The organism is Pseudomonas sp. 43NM1 (assembly GCF_002836905.1).
GTDB classification, from domain to species: Bacteria; Pseudomonadota; Gammaproteobacteria; order Pseudomonadales; family Pseudomonadaceae; genus Aquipseudomonas; species Aquipseudomonas prosekii.
This window is the reverse complement of sequence record NZ_MKGS01000177.1, coordinates 14,022-30,915: the sequence shown is the minus strand read 5'-3', so window position 1 is coordinate 30,915 and position 16,894 is coordinate 14,022. Positions and strand designations below refer to the sequence as shown.

Annotated in this window: 11 protein-coding genes; 8 read left to right on the top strand and 3 right to left on the bottom strand. The window is 60.8% G+C overall.

Going from position 1 to position 16,894, the window contains the following annotated elements:
• The 3 genes from BI292_RS22790 to ccoN all read right to left on the bottom strand — a co-directional run.
• Positions 1-347: PAAR domain-containing protein (locus BI292_RS22790; RefSeq protein WP_178076619.1), on the bottom strand; the 347-nt coding region annotated here is incomplete at its 3' end.
• A 115-nt stretch (positions 348-462) separates the two neighbouring features.
• The gene (locus BI292_RS22785) at positions 463-684 is read right to left on the bottom strand and encodes a CcoQ/FixQ family Cbb3-type cytochrome c oxidase assembly chaperone (protein WP_101209261.1); all 222 of its coding nucleotides are present in this window, start codon (positions 682-684) and stop codon (positions 463-465) included.
• A gap of 8 nt (positions 685-692) precedes the next feature.
• The gene (ccoN, locus tag BI292_RS22780) at positions 693-2,129 is read right to left on the bottom strand and encodes a cytochrome-c oxidase, cbb3-type subunit I (RefSeq protein ID WP_101209262.1); all 1,437 of its coding nucleotides are present in this window, start codon (positions 2,127-2,129) and stop codon (positions 693-695) included.
• Between the two features lie 454 nt (positions 2,130-2,583).
• Between ccoN and BI292_RS22775 the strand changes: the two genes are divergently transcribed.
• The 8 genes from BI292_RS22775 to BI292_RS22740 all read left to right on the top strand — a co-directional run bounded on the left by BI292_RS22775 (position 2,584) and on the right by BI292_RS22740 (position 16,845).
• The gene (locus BI292_RS22775) at positions 2,584-3,552 is read left to right on the top strand and encodes a hypothetical protein (protein ID WP_101209260.1); all 969 of its coding nucleotides are present in this window, start codon (positions 2,584-2,586) and stop codon (positions 3,550-3,552) included.
• 319 nt (positions 3,553-3,871) lie between these two features.
• The gene (locus BI292_RS22770) at positions 3,872-4,543 is read left to right on the top strand and encodes a DUF3313 domain-containing protein (protein WP_092280775.1); all 672 of its coding nucleotides are present in this window, start codon (positions 3,872-3,874) and stop codon (positions 4,541-4,543) included.
• Between the two features lie 246 nt (positions 4,544-4,789).
• Complete coding sequence (tpx, locus tag BI292_RS22765) at positions 4,790-5,290, top strand: thiol peroxidase (protein WP_092280777.1); 501 nt, start codon at positions 4,790-4,792, stop codon at positions 5,288-5,290.
• Between the two features lie 176 nt (positions 5,291-5,466).
• Positions 5,467-6,777: an MdtA/MuxA family multidrug efflux RND transporter periplasmic adaptor subunit gene (locus BI292_RS22760; RefSeq protein ID WP_101209259.1), complete on the top strand. Its 1,311-nt coding sequence runs from the start codon at positions 5,467-5,469 to the stop codon at positions 6,775-6,777.
• Positions 6,774-9,866, top strand: a complete 3,093-nt coding sequence (locus BI292_RS22755) for an MdtB/MuxB family multidrug efflux RND transporter permease subunit (RefSeq protein ID WP_101209258.1) — start codon at positions 6,774-6,776, stop codon at positions 9,864-9,866. Before BI292_RS22760 ends, BI292_RS22755 begins: the two co-directional genes overlap by 4 nt.
• A 115-nt stretch (positions 9,867-9,981) precedes the next feature.
• Positions 9,982-13,089 (top strand): efflux RND transporter permease subunit, encoded by a 3,108-nt coding sequence (locus BI292_RS22750; RefSeq protein WP_101209257.1) that lies wholly within the window; start codon positions 9,982-9,984, stop codon positions 13,087-13,089.
• The gene (locus BI292_RS22745; RefSeq protein WP_101209256.1) at positions 13,086-14,567 is read left to right on the top strand and encodes an efflux transporter outer membrane subunit; all 1,482 of its coding nucleotides are present in this window, start codon (positions 13,086-13,088) and stop codon (positions 14,565-14,567) included. Before BI292_RS22750 ends, BI292_RS22745 begins: the two co-directional genes overlap by 4 nt.
• A gap of 196 nt (positions 14,568-14,763) precedes the next feature.
• Positions 14,764-16,845 (top strand): bifunctional diguanylate cyclase/phosphodiesterase, encoded by a 2,082-nt coding sequence (locus BI292_RS22740; RefSeq protein ID WP_101209255.1) that lies wholly within the window; start codon positions 14,764-14,766, stop codon positions 16,843-16,845.
• Positions 16,846-16,894 lie beyond the last annotated feature (49 nt).

The following is a 16,894-nucleotide window of genomic DNA, read 5'->3' as shown; positions in this document are numbered from 1 at the left end:
GCATATGCAGCACCTGCGGCGAGGGCAGTCGCGGCCATTGCCTTGACAGCACTCACCGGAGCGTTCACCACGCTGTCGCCAATAATCACCGTTCCGGAGCCGCCGACGACCACACTGCCGTGATCACCGGTGCTGCCGACCACTGCTGCATTCAGTCCGTTGATGAACACCGTCTGCGAAACGGCGCCGACAATGGCGGCGCCGCAGGTGCATTTATCGCTTTTTCTCGCCGCCGCCAGACCGTCGAAGAACACATCACTCGAACCGCTGGCGATGGGGTTAGTGCCATGCCCCGGCAGCGGGCAACTCGTTGGATCGGTGACACGCGCCGCTGGTTTTCCACTCATATTGAGACTTCCCTGTTTTCAATGGACGGATTCTAGACCAATCCAACGTCCACAAACGAGCGTCTTCCATCGACGTGCCGCTCACCGCCCAGTCGCGCGTCCGATACGCGCGCAGTCACATCTCGATATTCCCCCAGCCCGGTTTCGCTTCCTCCGGCGCCACCGCGTGGACTTTTTTGCCCGTCGCCAGCTCAACTCGGCGCGCCACTTCCGGGTCGTCGGCGAAGGGCATCAGGCTCGCGTCCTCAAGGCTCTCGGGCGTCTGGTGCTTGAGGCAATATTCGATCGCCAGCCAAAAACCGACGACGCCCAACATATTCAGCACTGTCTCGATCATCGCAAACCTCAGGCGATCTGCGCTTCGCGTTCGGCCATCGCCACGTCGGCGACGCGCACGGTGCGCCAGGTGTTGTAGGCCATCAGCAGCATGCCGCTGAGGAAGAACACGCCGCCGGCGAAGCGCACGACGAAGCCCGGATGGCTGGCTTGCAAGGCTTCGACGAAGGAGTAAGTCAGCGTGCCGTCGTCGTTGATCGCGCGCCACATCAGGCCCTGGGTGATGCCGTTGACCCACATCGAGGCGATGTACAACACGGTGCCGATGGTCGCGAGCCAGAAGTGCAGGTTGATCAGCGGCGTGCTGAACATCTGCTCGCGGCCGAAGACTTTCGGCACCATGTGGTAGATCGCGCCGAAGGTGATCATCGCCACCCAGCCGAGCGCGCCGGCATGCACGTGGCCGATGGTCCAGTCGGTGTAGTGGGAGAGGGCGTTGACGGTTTTGATCGCCATCATCGGTCCCTCGAACGTCGACATGCCGTAGAAGGCCAATGACAACACGAGGAAACGCAGGATCGGGTCGGTGCGCAATTTATGCCAGGCGCCTGAGAGCGTCATCATGCCGTTGATCATCCCGCCCCAGCTCGGCGCCAGGAGGATCAGCGACATGGCCATGCCCAGCGATTGCGCCCAGTCCGGCAGCGCCGTGTAGTGCAAATGGTGCGGGCCGGCCCAGATGTACAAGGTGATCAGCGCCCAGAAATGCACGATCGACAACCGATAGGAATACACCGGCCGCCCGACCTGTTTCGGCACGAAGTAATACATCATGCCGAGGAAGCCGGTGGTGAGGAAAAAGCCCACCGCGTTGTGGCCGTACCACCACTGCACCATGGCGTCGGTGGCGCCGGAATACACCGGGTAGGACTTGAACCAGCCCACCGGAATCGACAAGTGATTGACCACGTGCAGCATCGCGATCACCACGATGAACGCGCCGAAAAACCAGTTGCCGACGTAGATGTGCTTGGTTTTACGTTGCACCACCGTGGTGAAAAACACGATGGCGTAGGCAACCCAGACCACGGTCATCCACACTGCGCCGGAGAACTCGATTTCGGCGTATTCCTTGGTGGTGGTGTAGCCGAGCGGCAAGCTGATCAGCATGATCACGATCACCGATTGCCAGCCCCAGAAAGTGAACGCGGCGAGTTTGTCCGAGTACAGCCGCACCTGGCAGGTACGCTGCACCGCGTAGTAACTGGCGGCGAATTGCGCGCTGCCGGCGAAACCGAAAATCACCAGGCTGGTGTGCAGCGGACGCAAGCGGCCGAACGTGGTCCACGGCAGGTCGAGGTTCATTTGCGGCCAGACCAGTTGCGAGGCGATAAACACGCCCATGGCCATGCCGACCACGCCCCAGATAATGGTTGCCACGACAAATTGGCGGACGACCTTGTAGTTGTAGGCCTCGCCGGCCCGCCCGATTGTTGCTGTGCTCATGGTCAATTCATCCATGCAGAGTCTTGCCAGGCCACCCGGTCTGGCATGGGCTGCACTGTAGAAACCTCGCTGGAAACAAAACAGACTCAGGAAAAGCCGATTTATGCGGATCAGATTTCAGTCAGTCCTGCGGCCATTTGACACGCTCTGATACGCTTTTTCTCGCGTAACGCTGGGCCTGTAATGCGCTGCGCTGCACGTCCACAATCGCGCATCAAATGCGTGCCGCACCGCCGATGTCAGCCACGGCAAAACCCCTGTGGGAGCGAGCTTGCTCGCGATAGCGGTTCCCCATTCAGCCCATCTGCTGGCCGCGAATCTGCCACTGCAAGCAACCCTCTATTAACCCCGCTCAAAGCTGTTTCTGCTTGGGCCGGTACTGGCATTTTGATAGAGTCCGCCGCACTCAGCGGTTTTCGCTGCATGGACGAAATCAGAAAGGGAGTCTGGCGTTGTGAGTTTCGGCAAGAAGATTTTAGGGCTGACCGCAGGTTTGCTGATGCTGACGTTGTGGGGCGGCTACTTTTACGTGTTCCAGGAAAATCGCGACGGGCAGTTGGGCGGCGCCAGCGACAGCACAGCGTGGTGCGGCACGCCGCCGTCCGCCGAGGCGTTGTCGCTGGGCAAGGATCAACTGACCCTGCGCGTCACCAACAACCTGCGCGGCGAGTTCATGCTCGGCGGCTCGGTGATCGTCTCCGAGCGCACGTTCAACCGTTACGACCTCGGTCGCAACGAACTGCGCCTGCGCCTGGAACCGCTGCAATGGTCCTACGGCGCCACGCCGATTTTTCTCGAACAGGTGAAAATCAAAGCGCTGAGCCGTAACGTCGCCGCCGACAATAAAAGCGCTTATGCCGAACTTGAACCGCGCCCGATCAGCGTGCACGGCCGGCCCAGTGATTTCCCTTTCGACAGCTATCGGTACGGCTACAAACCGGTGCTGTATTACCTCAAGGGCAACGAACGCATCGACCTGCGCTTTCGCCACATCACCACGCTGATGGAAATGTCGAACACCTTCGCGCCGACCCAGAAGTACAACCGCGCCGAGTACATCAACGAGAAAACCCCGCTGGTGCGTGACGAGGATTACAAGCCTTACACCGCCAACGAGTGCGCGTTCAACGTCGAGCGCAAGGGCTCGTTCAAGGTGATTGTGTTGCTGCTGTTGCTGGTGATTTGCCTGCCGCTGCTGCACGTGTTTTATCGGGATGAACCGGGTATCGATTTTCTGGCGACGCTGGTGGGAATTGGGGCGGTGCGGGTGATGCTGGTCGGGCCGTTGCAGGATTTTCAGCTGTATACCATCGACTTCCTGTTCGCGGCGGCGATTTTGCTGGTGGGGACGGTGTCGCTGATCAAAGCGATGCGCGCTAACAGTCGGCGCGAGTTGGCGGCGAAGAGTGGGTCTTCGTGGTGATCAGCGATTTGCGCCGGTTGGGCTGACGTCTTCGCGGGCAAGCCTCGCTCCTACAGGGATCGCAAACTTCTCCGTAGGAGCGAGGCTTGCCCGCGAAGGGGCCTTCGGATCAACCCCGCATCACCTCAACGCCAAATCGCCAATATTCATTTTCTTCCAGCCCTGCAACGACACCTGCGCTCTGGGCACCTTGCCGTTCTCCAGGCCCAAGCCACACGCCGCAAGGGTAGTTCGCAGCGAGCACGGCACATTATTGATTTTTAGCTATAACTACCTAGGCGTTTTCAGTCGCGCCACGATCCTCTACAGGAGTTACAGCATGAAGCTTGCGTTAATGATGAGCACACTGTGCATCGCCTCGATCGGGGTGGTCGGCTGCTCCAGTAAAGTGGTCGAGCCCGACCAGTATTCGGGGTTTCTCAAGGACTACAGCCAACTCAAGGAAGCCAAGTCGCCGTCGGGCGCCGAGGTCATGCGCTGGATCGACCCGAAACTCGACGTAAGCAAATTCACCAGCGTCTACATCGAGCCGACCCAGCTGTATCCCCAGCCGCAGCCAACAGTGAAAATCCCTCAGGCAACCCTCAATGGCATCACCGGCTACTACGATCAGGCGCTCAAGCGTGAACTGGGTAAATCGCTGCCATTGGCCGCCGGCCCCGGGCCTGGCGTGATGGTGCTGCGCGCAGCGATTACCGCAGTCAGCAGCAAGACCGAAGGCTTGAAGCCGTATGAAGTGATCCCGATTGCTCTGGTCGCAGCGGCGGTCAGCACGGCCAGCGGGATTCGTGATCAGGAAACCACCTTGGCCACCGAAGCGGTGTTCCTCGATGGCAGCAACAACAGCGTAGTCGCGCAAGTCGTGCGCAAGGGCACCGGCAAGCCGCTGAGCAACGACAGCCAGGTGATGAAGGCCGATGACGTAAAAAGCGTGATCGACGGCTGGGCTTCGGATCTGCATCAGTCGTATCTGAAGATCAAATCCGAGTGATTTGTTGCGGCTGAGCGCCTCATCGCGAACAAGCTCGCTCCCACAGTGGGTTGACGACCTGGTTCGATTGAGGTGACTCAGCAGCAGCTCGTTGCCCGGGATCGGGTTTGGGCCTCTTTAAATGAACAGTGAGGTTGTATCCAATTCAGCCGACGACACATGACAATTTGTGTTTGGGCATAGGTCGTCGGGCCATTTCGTGGTTAACTTCGGCCTCTTCATATTTCCAACAGAAGGACTCCGTTCATGGCTCAAGTCACTCTTAAAGGCAACCCGGTTCAAGTCAACGGCCAACTGCCACAAGCCGGTTCCAAGGCGCCAGCCTTTTCCCTGGTGGCGGGCAATCTGTCCGACGTGACCCTGGCGAGCTTCGCCGGCAAACGTAAAGTGCTGAACATCTTCCCAAGCGTTGACACCCCGACCTGCGCCACCTCGGTGCGCAAGTTCAACGCCCAGGCCAACGAAGTCGCCAACACCGTGGTGTTGTGCATCTCCGCTGACCTGCCATTCGCCCAGGCACGCTTCTGCGGCGCCGAAGGTCTGGAAAACGTCCAGAACCTGTCGACCCTGCGTGGCGCCGAGTTCATCGAAAACTATGGCGTAGCCATCGCAGACGGCCCGCTCAAAGGCCTGACCGCGCGTGCCGTTGTTGTACTGGATGAAAACGACAACGTGCTGCACAGCGAGCTGGTCAAGGAAATCGCCGAAGAGCCAAACTACGACGCAGCCCTCGCTGTTCTGAAGTAAGGCTTTTTACATTTGTTAACGGCCTGGCACTCGCCAGGCCGTTTTCATTTGTGCTTCAGTGCCTTAGATATACCTCCTGATACGTAAGCCGAAGGTAAATTGCCGGTAAAGGCGCTTTGCTTAATGCCCGCCAGTGCTTATCGTTCAGCCTCCCGTAAAAGAAGCCCACGCGCCCAATGGTTGATCATTCAATGCAATCCTCGTCCCGTAGTTCCCGTCGCTGGCTGTTCGGCCTGCTTGTCCTGTTGGTCGTCGCCGTTGTTTGCTGGAAATTCTGGCCCGCCGGCACTGACCAGAAAGAGGGCGAAAAACCGAAAGCGGCGGCGGGGCACACGGGCAAGTCCGGGGCCATGCGTCCAGGCTTTGGCGGCGCGACCGGGCCGATTCCGGTGCGCGTAGCCCCGGCGGTCAAGGGTGACTTCCCGCTGTATTACCGGGCACTGGGCACCGTGACGGCGCTGAACACCATCAATGTGCGCAGCCGCGTGGCCGGCGAATTGATGAAGATTGCTTTCGAGGAAGGGCAGATGGTCAAGGCTGGCGACCTGCTCGCCGAGATCGATCCGCGTCCTTACCAGAACGCCTTGCTCCAGGCCGAGGGCACGTTGCTGCAGAATCAGGCGCAACTGAAGAACGCTCAAGTCGATGTCCAGCGTTATCGCGGTCTGTTCAAGGAAGACAGTATCGCCAAGCAGACCCTGGACACCGCCGAAGCGCTGGTCGGCCAATATCTGGGCACGGTCAAGACCAATCAGGCAGCGGTCAACGACGCCAAACTCAATCTCGAATTCACCAAGATCCGCGCGCCGATAACCGGGCGTGTCGGTTTGCGTCAGCTCGACGTCGGCAACCTGGTCGCCGCCAACGACACCACGGCGCTGGCAATCATCACCCAGACGCAGCCGATCAGCGTGGTGTTCACCCTGCCGGAAAACAGCCTCGATACCGTGCTCGCGCGCTACCACACCGGCGCCAAACTGCCGGTCGAAGCGTGGGACCGTGGCGACATGAAAATCCAGGCCAGCGGCGTGTTGCAAAGCCTCGACAACCAGATCGACGTGACCACCGGCACGTTGAAATTCAAGGCGCGCTACGATAACCGCGATCAGGCGTTGTTCCCCAACCAGTTCGTCAACGTTCACCTGCTCGCCGACACCCTCAAAGACGTGGTGCTCGCGCCCTCGGCAGCGATTCAGTTCGGCACCAACGGCACCTTCGTCTACGCCATGGACGGTGACAAGAAAGTCACCGTGCGCGCATTGAAAGTCGGCGCCAGCGATGGCGATAACACAGTCATCACCGAAGGCCTCGCCGCCGGTGACCGGGTGGTCCTGGAAGGCACCGACCGCCTGAAAGAAGGCAGTGAAGTGGAAGTGGTCAACGACAGCACCGAAGTGCCCACCAGCCCGACCGAACAGCTGCAAGGCAAATCCGCCGCCAAGACCACTGACGCGACTGTCACCGACAAGGCCAAGAAGGGCGCATGAACATCTCGCGGCTGTTCATCCTGCGCCCGGTCGCCACGACCCTGAGCATGCTCGCCATTATCCTGGCCGGCATCATCGCCTATCGACTGCTGCCGGTATCGGCGCTGCCGCAGGTCGATTACCCGACCATTCGCGTCATGACGCTGTACCCCGGCGCCAGCCCGGACGTGATGACCAGCGCGGTGACCGCGCCGCTTGAGCGTCAATTCGGGCAGATGCCCGGCCTGACGCAAATGGCCTCGACCAGTTCCGGCGGCGCCTCGGTGCTGACCCTGCGTTTCAGCCTCGACATCAACATGGACGTCGCCGAACAGCAGGTGCAAGCCGCGATCAACGCCGCGACCAATCTGCTGCCGACCGACCTGCCGGCGCCGCCGGTGTACAACAAGGTCAACCCGGCGGACACCCCGGTGCTGACGTTGGCGATCACCTCGAAAACCATGCTCCTGCCCAAACTCAACGATCTGGTCGATACGCGCATGGCGCAGAAAATCGCCCAGATCAGCGGCGTCGGTATGGTCAGCATCGCCGGCGGTCAGCGTCAGGCCGTGCGGATCAAGGTCAACCCCGAAGCGCTGGCGGCGAACGGCTTGAACCTGTCGGATGTGCGCACCCTCGTCGGCGCCTCCAACGTCAATCAGCCCAAGGGCAACTTCGACGGCCCGACGCGGGTGTCGATGCTCGATGCCAACGACCAACTGACCTCGCCCAAAGACTACGCCAACCTGATTCTCGCCTATGCCAACGGCGCGCCGTTGCGGCTCAAGGACGTCGCGGAAATCGTCGACGGCGCCGAGAACGAGCGACTGGCCGCGTGGGCCAACGAAAATCAGGCAGTGCTGCTCAACATCCAGCGCCAGCCCGGCGCCAACGTGATTGAAGTGGTTGACCGGATCAAGGCTTTGCTGCCGAGCATCACCGACAACCTGCCGGCCGGCCTCGAAGTCACCGTGCTGACCGACCGCACCCAAACCATCCGCGCCTCGGTCACCGACGTCCAACACGAATTGCTGATCGCCATCGCGCTGGTGGTGATGGTCACGTTCCTGTTCCTGCGCCGCGCCAGTGCGACGATCATTCCCTCGGTCGCCGTGCCGTTGTCGCTGATCGGCACCTTCGGCGTGATGTACCTCGCCGGGTTCTCGGTGAACAACCTGACCTTGATGGCGCTGACCATCGCCACCGGGTTTGTGGTCGATGATGCGATCGTGATGCTGGAGAACATTTCCCGGTTTATCGAAGAGGGCGACAGCCCGATGACGGCGGCGCTCAAAGGCGCGAAGCAGATTGGCTTCACCCTGATTTCCCTGACGTTGTCGCTGATCGCGGTACTGATTCCGCTGCTGTTCATGGCTGACGTGGTCGGGCGGCTGTTCCGCGAATTTGCTATCACGCTGGCAGTGGCGATCCTGATTTCCCTTGTGGTGTCGCTGACCTTGACGCCGATGATGTGCGCGCGGCTGCTCAAGCGTGAACCGAAGGAAGAAGAACAGGGGCGTTTCTACCGCGCCAGTGGCGCGACCATCGACTGGATGATCGCCGCTTACGGGCGCAAGTTGCAGTGGGTGCTCAAGCATCAACCGCTGACGTTGCTCGTGGCAATCGCCACGCTGGGTCTGACCGTGGTGCTGTACATGGTGGTGCCGAAGGGCTTCTTCCCGGTGCAGGATACCGGGGTGATTCAGGGCATTTCCGAGGCGCCGCAGTCGATTTCCTTCGCGGCAATGGGCGAACGCCAGCAGCAACTGGCCAAGATCATTCTCGCCGACCCGGCGGTGCAGAGCCTGTCGTCGTACATTGGCGTCGATGGCGACAACGCCACGCTCAATGCCGGGCGCATGCTGATCAACCTCAAGCCGCACAGCGGGCGCGACCTCAGCGCCACCGAAATCATCGCGCGGCTGCAACCGGAAGTGGACAAATTGACCGGCATCCGGCTGTTCATGCAACCGGTGCAGGACTTGACCATCGAAGACCGGGTCAGCCGCACGCAGTACCAGTTCAGCATGTCCTCGCCGGATTCGGAATTGCTCAGCCTGTGGAGCGGCCGTTTGGTCGAAGCGCTGGCGCAGCGGCCGGAGTTGACTGACGTTGCCAGCGATTTGCAGGACAAGGGTTTGCAGGTGTTCCTGGTGATTGACCGCGATGCCGCGTCGCGGGTCGGCGTGTCGGTGTCGAACATTACCGATGCGCTGTACGACGCGTTTGGCCAGCGGCAGATCTCGACTATTTACACCCAGGCCAGCCAGTACCGCGTGGTCCTGCAAGCGCAGTCCGGCGAGAAGATCGGCCCGGATGCGCTGAACCAGATTCACGTCAAGACCACCGATGGCGGGCAGGTGCGCCTGTCGAGTCTGGCGCGGGTCGAACAGCGTCAGGCGCAATTGGCGATCACTCATATCGGCCAGTTCCCGGCGGTGATGATGTCGTTCAACCTGGCGCCCGGCGTGGCGCTGGGGCACGCGGTGGACATCATCGAACAAGTGCAGGAAGACATCGGCATGCCGGTCGGCGTGCAAACCCAGTTCCAGGGCGCGGCCGAAGCGTTCCAGGCCTCGCTGTCGAGCACCTTGCTGCTGATTCTGGCGGCGGTGGTGACCATGTACATCGTGCTCGGCGTGCTTTACGAGAGCTACATTCACCCGATCACCATCCTCTCGACCTTGCCCTCGGCAGCGGTCGGGGCCTTGCTGGCGTTGCTGTTGACCGGCAATGACCTGGGGATGATCGCGATCATCGGCATCATTTTGCTGATCGGCATCGTCAAGAAAAACGCGATCATGATGATCGACTTCGCCCTCGACGCTGAGCGCAACCAGGGCATGGCGCCGGAGCAGGCGATCTATCAAGCAGCGCTGCTGCGCTTCCGGCCAATCCTCATGACCACCCTGGCCGCGCTGTTTGGCGCAGTGCCGCTGATGCTCGCCACCGGTTCCGGCGCCGAGCTGCGTCAACCGTTGGGTCTGGTGATGGTCGGTGGTTTGCTGCTGAGCCAAGTGCTTACGCTGTTCACCACGCCGGTTATCTACCTGTATTTCGATCGGTTGGGGCGGCGATGGTCTCGGTCCGGCGAGCGGGAGGCGGCGTGATGGGCGTGGTGAACAGCGCAGCTGAAAGCGACAAGCTACAAGCTGCAAGAGAGAAGCAGAGACTGCGCACGGTTTTAGCTTGCAGCTTGCCGCTTGAAGCTTGGAGCTGCCACCCATGAACCTCTCCGGTCCTTTCATCAAGCGCCCGGTCGCGACGATGTTGCTGAGCCTGGCGATCATGCTGCTTGGCGGTGTCAGTTTCGGTCTGTTGCCGGTGGCGCCGTTGCCGCAGATGGACTTCCCGGTGATTGTGGTTCAAGCCAGTCTGCCCGGCGCCAGTCCGGAAGTGATGGCCTCGACCGTGGCCACGCCGCTGGAACGTTCCTTCGGTGCCATCGCCGGGGTCAACACCATGAGCAGCCGGTCGAGCCAGGGTTCGACGCGGGTGATTCTGCAGTTCGACCTCGACCGCGACATCAACGGCGCGGCGCGGGAAGTGCAAGCGGCGATCAACGCCTCGCGCAACCTGCTGCCGAGCGGGATGCGCAGCATGCCGACCTACAAGAAGGTCAACCCGTCGCAAGCGCCGATCATGGTGTTGTCGCTGACTTCGGACGTGCTGGAAAAAGGTCAGCTCTACGACTTGGCCTCGACCATTTTGTCGCAGAGCCTGTCGCAGGTGCAGGGCGTCGGCGAAGTGCAGATCGGCGGCAGCTCCCTGCCGGCAGTGCGCATCGAGCTCGAACCGCAAGCGCTGAACCAGTACGGCGTGGCGCTGGACGACGTGCGCAATACCATCGCCAATGCCAACGTGCGCCGGCCCAAGGGTTCGGTCGAGGATGACCAGCGTCTGTGGCAGGTGCAGGCCAACGATCAACTGGAAAAAGCCAAGGATTACGAGTCGCTGATCATCCACTACAACAACGGCGCCGCCCTGCGCCTGAAGGATGTAGCGACGGTCAGCGACGGCGTCGAAGACCGCTACAACAGTGGTTTCTTCAACAATGACGCGGCGGTGTTGTTGGTGATCAACCGTCAGGCCGGCGCCAACATCATCGAAACGGTCAACGAAATCAAGGCGCAGCTGCCGGCGTTGCAAGCCGTGCTGCCGGCCAGCGTCAAACTGAACCTGGCGATGGACCGTTCGCCAGTGATCAAAGCGACCTTGCACGAAGCCGAAATGACCCTGCTGATCGCCGTGGCGCTGGTGATTCTGGTGGTGTTCCTGTTCCTCGGTAACTTCCGTGCCTCGCTGATTCCGACATTGGCCGTGCCGGTGTCGCTGGTCGGCACGTTTGCGGTGATGTACCTCTACGGGTTTTCGCTGAACAATTTGTCGCTGATGGCGCTGATTCTCGCCACCGGCTTGGTGGTGGACGACGCCATCGTGGTGCTGGAGAACATTTCCCGGCACATCGACGAAGGCGTGCCGCCGATGAAAGCGGCGTACCTCGGCGCCGAGGAAGTCGGATTTACCCTGTTGTCGATGAACGTCTCGCTGGTCGCGGTGTTCCTGTCGATTCTGTTTATGGGCGGGATCATCGAAAGCCTGTTCCGCGAGTTTTCCATCACGCTGGCGGCGTCGATTGTGGTTTCGCTGATCGTCTCGCTGACCCTGACACCGATGCTCTGCGCGCGTTGGCTGAAACCGCACACGCCGGGTCAGGAAAACCGTCTGCAACGCTGGAGCCATCGTGCCAACGACTGGATGGTCGGCAAGTACGCAACCAGCCTCGACTGGGTGTTGCGGCATCGGCGCCTGACGTTGCTCAGCCTGATCATCACCGTGGGGGTCAACGTTGCGCTGTACGTGGTAGTGCCGAAAACCTTCATGCCGCAGCAGGACACCGGCCAGTTGATCGGTTTTGTCCGTGGCGACGACGGGCTGTCGTTCAGCGTGATGCAGCCGAAAATGGAAATATTCCGCCGCGCGGTGCTCAAGGACGATGCGGTGCAGAGCGTTGCCGGGTTCATCGGTGGCACCAACGGCACCAACAACGCGTTCATGCTGGTGCGCTTGAAACCGATCAACGAGCGCAATATCTCCGCGCAAAAAGTCATCGAACGGATGCGCAAAGAGATGCCGAAAGTGGCCGGCGCGCAATTGATGCTGATGGCCGACCAGGACCTGCAATTCGGCGGCGGTCGCGAGCAGACCACGTCGCAGTATTCCTACATTCTGCAAAGTGCCGACCTCGGCTCGTTGCGCGAGTGGTACCCGAAAGTCGTGACGGCGTTGCGTGCCTTGCCCGAGTTGACGGCGATTGATGCGCGCGAGGGTGGCGGCGCGCAACAGGTCACGTTGATGGTCGACCGTGATCAGGCGAAACGCCTCGGCGTCGACATGGACATGGTCACGTCGGTGCTGAACAACGCGTACAGCCAGCGGCAGATTTCGACGATTTACGACAGCCTCAACCAGTACAAGGTGGTGATGGAGGTCAATCAGAAATACGCGCAGGACCCGATTACCCTCAAGCAAGTCCAGGTGATCACCGCCGATGGCGCGCGGATTCCGTTGTCGACCATCGCCCATTACGAAAACAGCCTGGAGGATGACCGGGTCAGCCACGAAGGCCAGTTTGCCTCCGAGAGCATTTCCTTCGACATGGCCGAAGGCGTGACGGTGGAGCAGGGCACGGCGGCTATCGAGCGTGCGATTGCCAAGCTCGGCATGCCCGAAGACGTGATCGTCAAGGTCGCCGGCACCGCCGATGCGTTTGCTGCCACGCAAAAGAGCCAGCCGTTCATGATTCTCGGCGCGCTGCTGGCGGTGTATCTGGTGTTGGGCGTGCTCTATGAAAGCTACATTCACCCGTTGACCATTCTGTCGACCTTGCCTTCGGCCGGGGTCGGCGCGTTGTTGTCGATTTACCTTCTCGGTGGCGAGTTCAGCCTGATCTCGCTGCTGGGGCTGTTCCTGTTGATTGGCGTGGTGAAGAAAAACGCGATTCTGATGATCGACCTCGCGTTGCAGCTGGAACGCCATCAAGGCATGAGCCCGCTGGATTCGATTCGCAGCGCTTGCCTGCAACGCCTGCGGCCAATTCTGATGACCACGCTGGCGGCGATCCTTGGCGCACTGCCGTTGCTGCTCGGTCAGGCCGAAGGCGCGGAAATGCGTCAGCCGCTGGGCCTGACCATCATCGGCGGGCTGGTTTTCAGCCAAGTGCTGACCCTTTACACCACCCCGGTGGTTTACCTCTATCTCGACAAACTGCGCCACCGCTTCAATAAATGGCGTGGGGTACGTACCGATGCAGCTCTGGAAACTCCGCTATGACTGACCGTTCGCTTATCACTCTGGCTGCACCGATTGCCATGGCCCGGGGCTCGCGCCTGTTGAGCCTGGCGCTGTGTGTGAGCTTGCTCAGCGCTTGCGCCGTCGGCCCGGATTATCAGCGTCCGCAAACCGCGGAAATCGCCCAGTACAAGGAAGCCGAAGGTTGGCGTCAGGCCAATCCCAGCGATTCCCTGGCGCGTGGCGCCTGGTGGGAGTTGTATGGCGACCAGCAGCTCAACGGCCTGGTCGATCAACTGAACAACGCCAACCAGACTGTGGCCCAGGCCGAAGCGCGTTATCGTCAATCGCAAGCGTTGGTCAAAAGTGCCCGCGCGGCGTTTTATCCGACGGTGGATTTGAGCGCGGGCAAGACCCGCTCAAGCCAGGGCGCCGGCAGCAGCAGTTCGAGCCTGAGCAGCTCGGCCAGCGGCATTCGCGATACCTACAGCACCGAGTTGGGCGTCAGTTGGGAAGCGGATATCTGGGGCAAACTGCGCCGTGGGCTGGAGGCCGATCAAGCCACCGCGCAAGCGAGCTTCGCCGACCTCGCGGCGATGCGCCTGAGCCAGCAGTCGGAAATGGTCCAGAACTACCTGCAATTGCGCGTGATCGATCAGCAGAAACGTTTGCTCGAATCGACGGTGGCGGCGTATCAACGTTCGCTGCAAATGACTCAGAACCAGTACCGCGCCGGTGTCTCCGGGCGGGACGCGGTGGCGCAGGCGCAGACCCAACTCAAAAGCACTCAAGCGGATCTGGTGGACTTGATCTGGCAGCGTGCGCAGTTCGAAAACGCTATCGCGGTGCTGATCGGCTTGCCGCCGGCCGAGTTCAATCTGGCGGAAAGTCAGGACATCCCGAAACTGCCGCAAATTCCCCTGAGCTTGCCGTCGCAATTGCTCGAACGCCGACCGGACATTGCTTCCGCCGAACGCTCGGTCATTGCTGCCAACGCCAACATCGGTGTGGCGAAAGCCGCGTATTACCCGGATTTGAGCCTGAGCCTGAGTGGTGGTTACAGCAGCAGCACGTCGAGCAATCTGGTGAGTTTGCCGAACCGCTTCTGGTCGGTCGGGCCAAAACTGACGCTGCCGTTGTTCGACGGCGGCGCGCGCTCGGCGGAAGTCGATCGCAACGAAGCGCTGTACGACGAAACCGTGGCTACTTACCGCCAAACCGTGCTCGACGGTTTCCGCGAGGTCGAAAACTACCTGATTCAGCTCAAGGTCTATGAGCAGGAAGCGTCTGTGCGCCAGGAAGCACTGGACGCGGCGCGTGATTCGTTGCGCCTGACCGAGAACCAGTACAAGGCGGGATTGATCGCTTATCTGGACGTGGTGGTGGTGCAAGCGACTGCGTTGAATAACGAACAGAGCGTATTGAACGTGCTGCAGAGCCGTTTGCTGGCGAGTGTGCAACTGATCGCCGCGCTGGGCGGCGGCTGGGATGGGCAGTTACAGGTCAGCGAAGAACAATGATCGTGATCGTTCCCACGCTCCGCGTGGAACGATCAGGCTGGTGAAAACAGCCTGAAATTTGTGTCAAACAAGCGTTTCATCGGCTTGATGGCCTTTTGCTCATTTTGTCAGTGCGTTCTTCCGCGCAATCAGTACAATCGCCGACTTTGCCCGCCGAGAATGGACGCAGTACGGTGGCGCAGTCACGAGAAACCCCATGCTCATCGGCACCTACTCTCCCACGCTGGTTGTGATTTCGCTGTGCGTGGCGATTCTTGCGTCCTACACCGCCCTTGACCTGACTGGCCGGATTGCCACGACCAAGGGCCGCGCCGTGCATCTATGGACGGCAGGTGGCGCGGTGGCGATGGGCATCGGTGTGTGGTCGATGCATTTCATCGGCATGCTCGCGTTCAATCTGCCGATCGACCTCGGTTACGATTTCGCCCTCACGGCGCTGTCGCTGACCATCGCCATCCTCTCGTGTGGCTTTGCTTTGTGGCTGGTCAGCCAGCCGAAACTGCCGGTCTGGCAACTGGCATTCGGTGCGCTGGTGATGGGCAGCGGCATCAGCGCCATGCATTACACCGGCATGGCCGCCATGCTCATGCAGCCGGGCATCGATTACGACCCGACGCTGTTCGGCGCCTCGCTGGTGATTGCCGTTGGCGCCTCGGCAGCAGCATTGGCGATTGCCTTTCGCCTGCGCCAGCACACGCCGTATGTGGGTCTGATTCGTGGCGGCGCGGCGGTGATCATGGGTTTCGCCATCGTCGGCATGCACTACACCGGCATGGCCGCCGCGCGTTTCCCGGACGGCAGCTTTTGCGGCGCAGCACTCGGCGGCTTGAGCGGCAAAGGCCTGGACAATGTCGTGCTGATCACCACGCTGGCGGTGCTGAGCATTGCCTTGCTCACGTCGATTCTTGATGCACGCCTCGAAGCACGCACTGCCGACCTGGCGCATTCGCTGACCGTGGCCAACCGGGAACTCACCCAATTGGCGCTGCACGACCCGCTGACCGGTCTGCCGAACCGCATGCTGCTGGCCGACCGGATCGAGCAGGCGATGTCGAAAGTCCAGGAGCAGGGCGGTTGTTTTGCGCTGATGTTCATTGATCTAGACGGCTTCAAACCGGTCAACGATGCCTTCGGTCACCACATGGGCGACCAGTTGTTGCGCGAAGTCGGCATGCGTTTGCGCGAAGACTTGCGCAGTCAGGACACGCTGGCGCGGATCGGCGGTGATGAATTTGTCCTGCTGGTGCGCCTCATCGAGCCGAGCGATGCGCTGAACCTGGCGTCGCGTCAGGTTGAGTTGATCGCACGCTCGTTCCAGGTCGCCGACCACGACTTGCAAATATCCGCGAGCCTTGGCATCGCCATGTTTCCCGGCAATGGCCACACCGCGCAAGAGTTGCTGATGAACGCCGACGCCGCGATGTACCACGCCAAAGGTGCGGGCAAAAACGGCTACAGTTTCTTCGACGCGTCGATGAACAGCAACGCGCGCAAGCAATTGCAACTGCTGCAAGACCTGCGCGCGGCGCTGGATCAGCAGCAATTTCGCCTGTATTACCAACCGAAGTTCGATGCCAGCAACGGGCGTCCGGTCGGCGCCGAGGCGTTGCTGCGCTGGGTGCATCCGACCCAGGGCATGCTGCTGCCGGCGAAGTTTATCGAACTGGCGGAAAAGACCGGTTTGATCATTCCGATTGGCGAGTGGGTGCTCAACGAAGCCTGCCGGCAGATGCGCGAATGGTATGTGCTCGGTTATACCGATTGGCGCATCGCGGTGAATCTTTCGGCATTGCAGTTCTGTCACGCGGGGCTGGTGCAAAGTGTCGCCAAAGCCTTGGCCACCCACCATTTGCCGGCCAACAGCCTGACCCTGGAAATCACCGAAACCACCGCCATGAGCGACGCCGATGCGAGCATGACGGTGCTGCAGGAACTCTCGGACATGGGCGTCGACCTGTCTATCGATGACTTCGGCACCGGTTATTCGAGCCTGATGTACCTCAAGCGCTTGCCGGCCAATGAGCTGAAGATCGATCGCGGGTTTGTCCGCGATCTGGAGCATGACAGCGATGACGCGGCGATTGTTTCGGCGATTGTCGCGCTGGGTCAGGCGCTGGGTTTGCGGATTGTCGCGGAAGGCGTGGAGACCGGCGTACAGCAGGATTTCCTGACCAGATTGGGTTGCGATTCGCTGCAAGGTTACCTGCTCGGCCATCCGCTGCCGGCCGAACGCTTCATGGCCGACATCCACCGCGGCGAGCAGTTGCAGGCCGGCTGACGCCACAGGAAATGAGTGTTGAGCGATCTCCTGCGTCAGTGTCGGCCTC

Coding starts and splice junctions, on each gene's coding strand:
- BI292_RS22785 (WP_101209261.1), bottom strand. CDS start 684: ATGATCGAGACAGTGCTGAATATGTTGGGCGTCGTCGGTTTTTGGCTG.
- ccoN (WP_101209262.1), bottom strand. CDS start 2,129: ATGAGCACAGCAACAATCGGGCGGGCCGGCGAGGCCTACAACTACAAG.
- BI292_RS22770 (WP_092280775.1), top strand. CDS start 3,872: ATGAAGCTTGCGTTAATGATGAGCACACTGTGCATCGCCTCGATCGGG.
- tpx (WP_092280777.1), top strand. CDS start 4,790: ATGGCTCAAGTCACTCTTAAAGGCAACCCGGTTCAAGTCAACGGCCAA.
- BI292_RS22760 (WP_101209259.1), top strand. CDS start 5,467: ATGGTTGATCATTCAATGCAATCCTCGTCCCGTAGTTCCCGTCGCTGG.
- BI292_RS22755 (WP_101209258.1), top strand. CDS start 6,774: ATGAACATCTCGCGGCTGTTCATCCTGCGCCCGGTCGCCACGACCCTG.
- BI292_RS22750 (WP_101209257.1), top strand. CDS start 9,982: ATGAACCTCTCCGGTCCTTTCATCAAGCGCCCGGTCGCGACGATGTTG.
- BI292_RS22745 (WP_101209256.1), top strand. CDS start 13,086: ATGACTGACCGTTCGCTTATCACTCTGGCTGCACCGATTGCCATGGCC.
- BI292_RS22740 (WP_101209255.1), top strand. CDS start 14,764: ATGCTCATCGGCACCTACTCTCCCACGCTGGTTGTGATTTCGCTGTGC.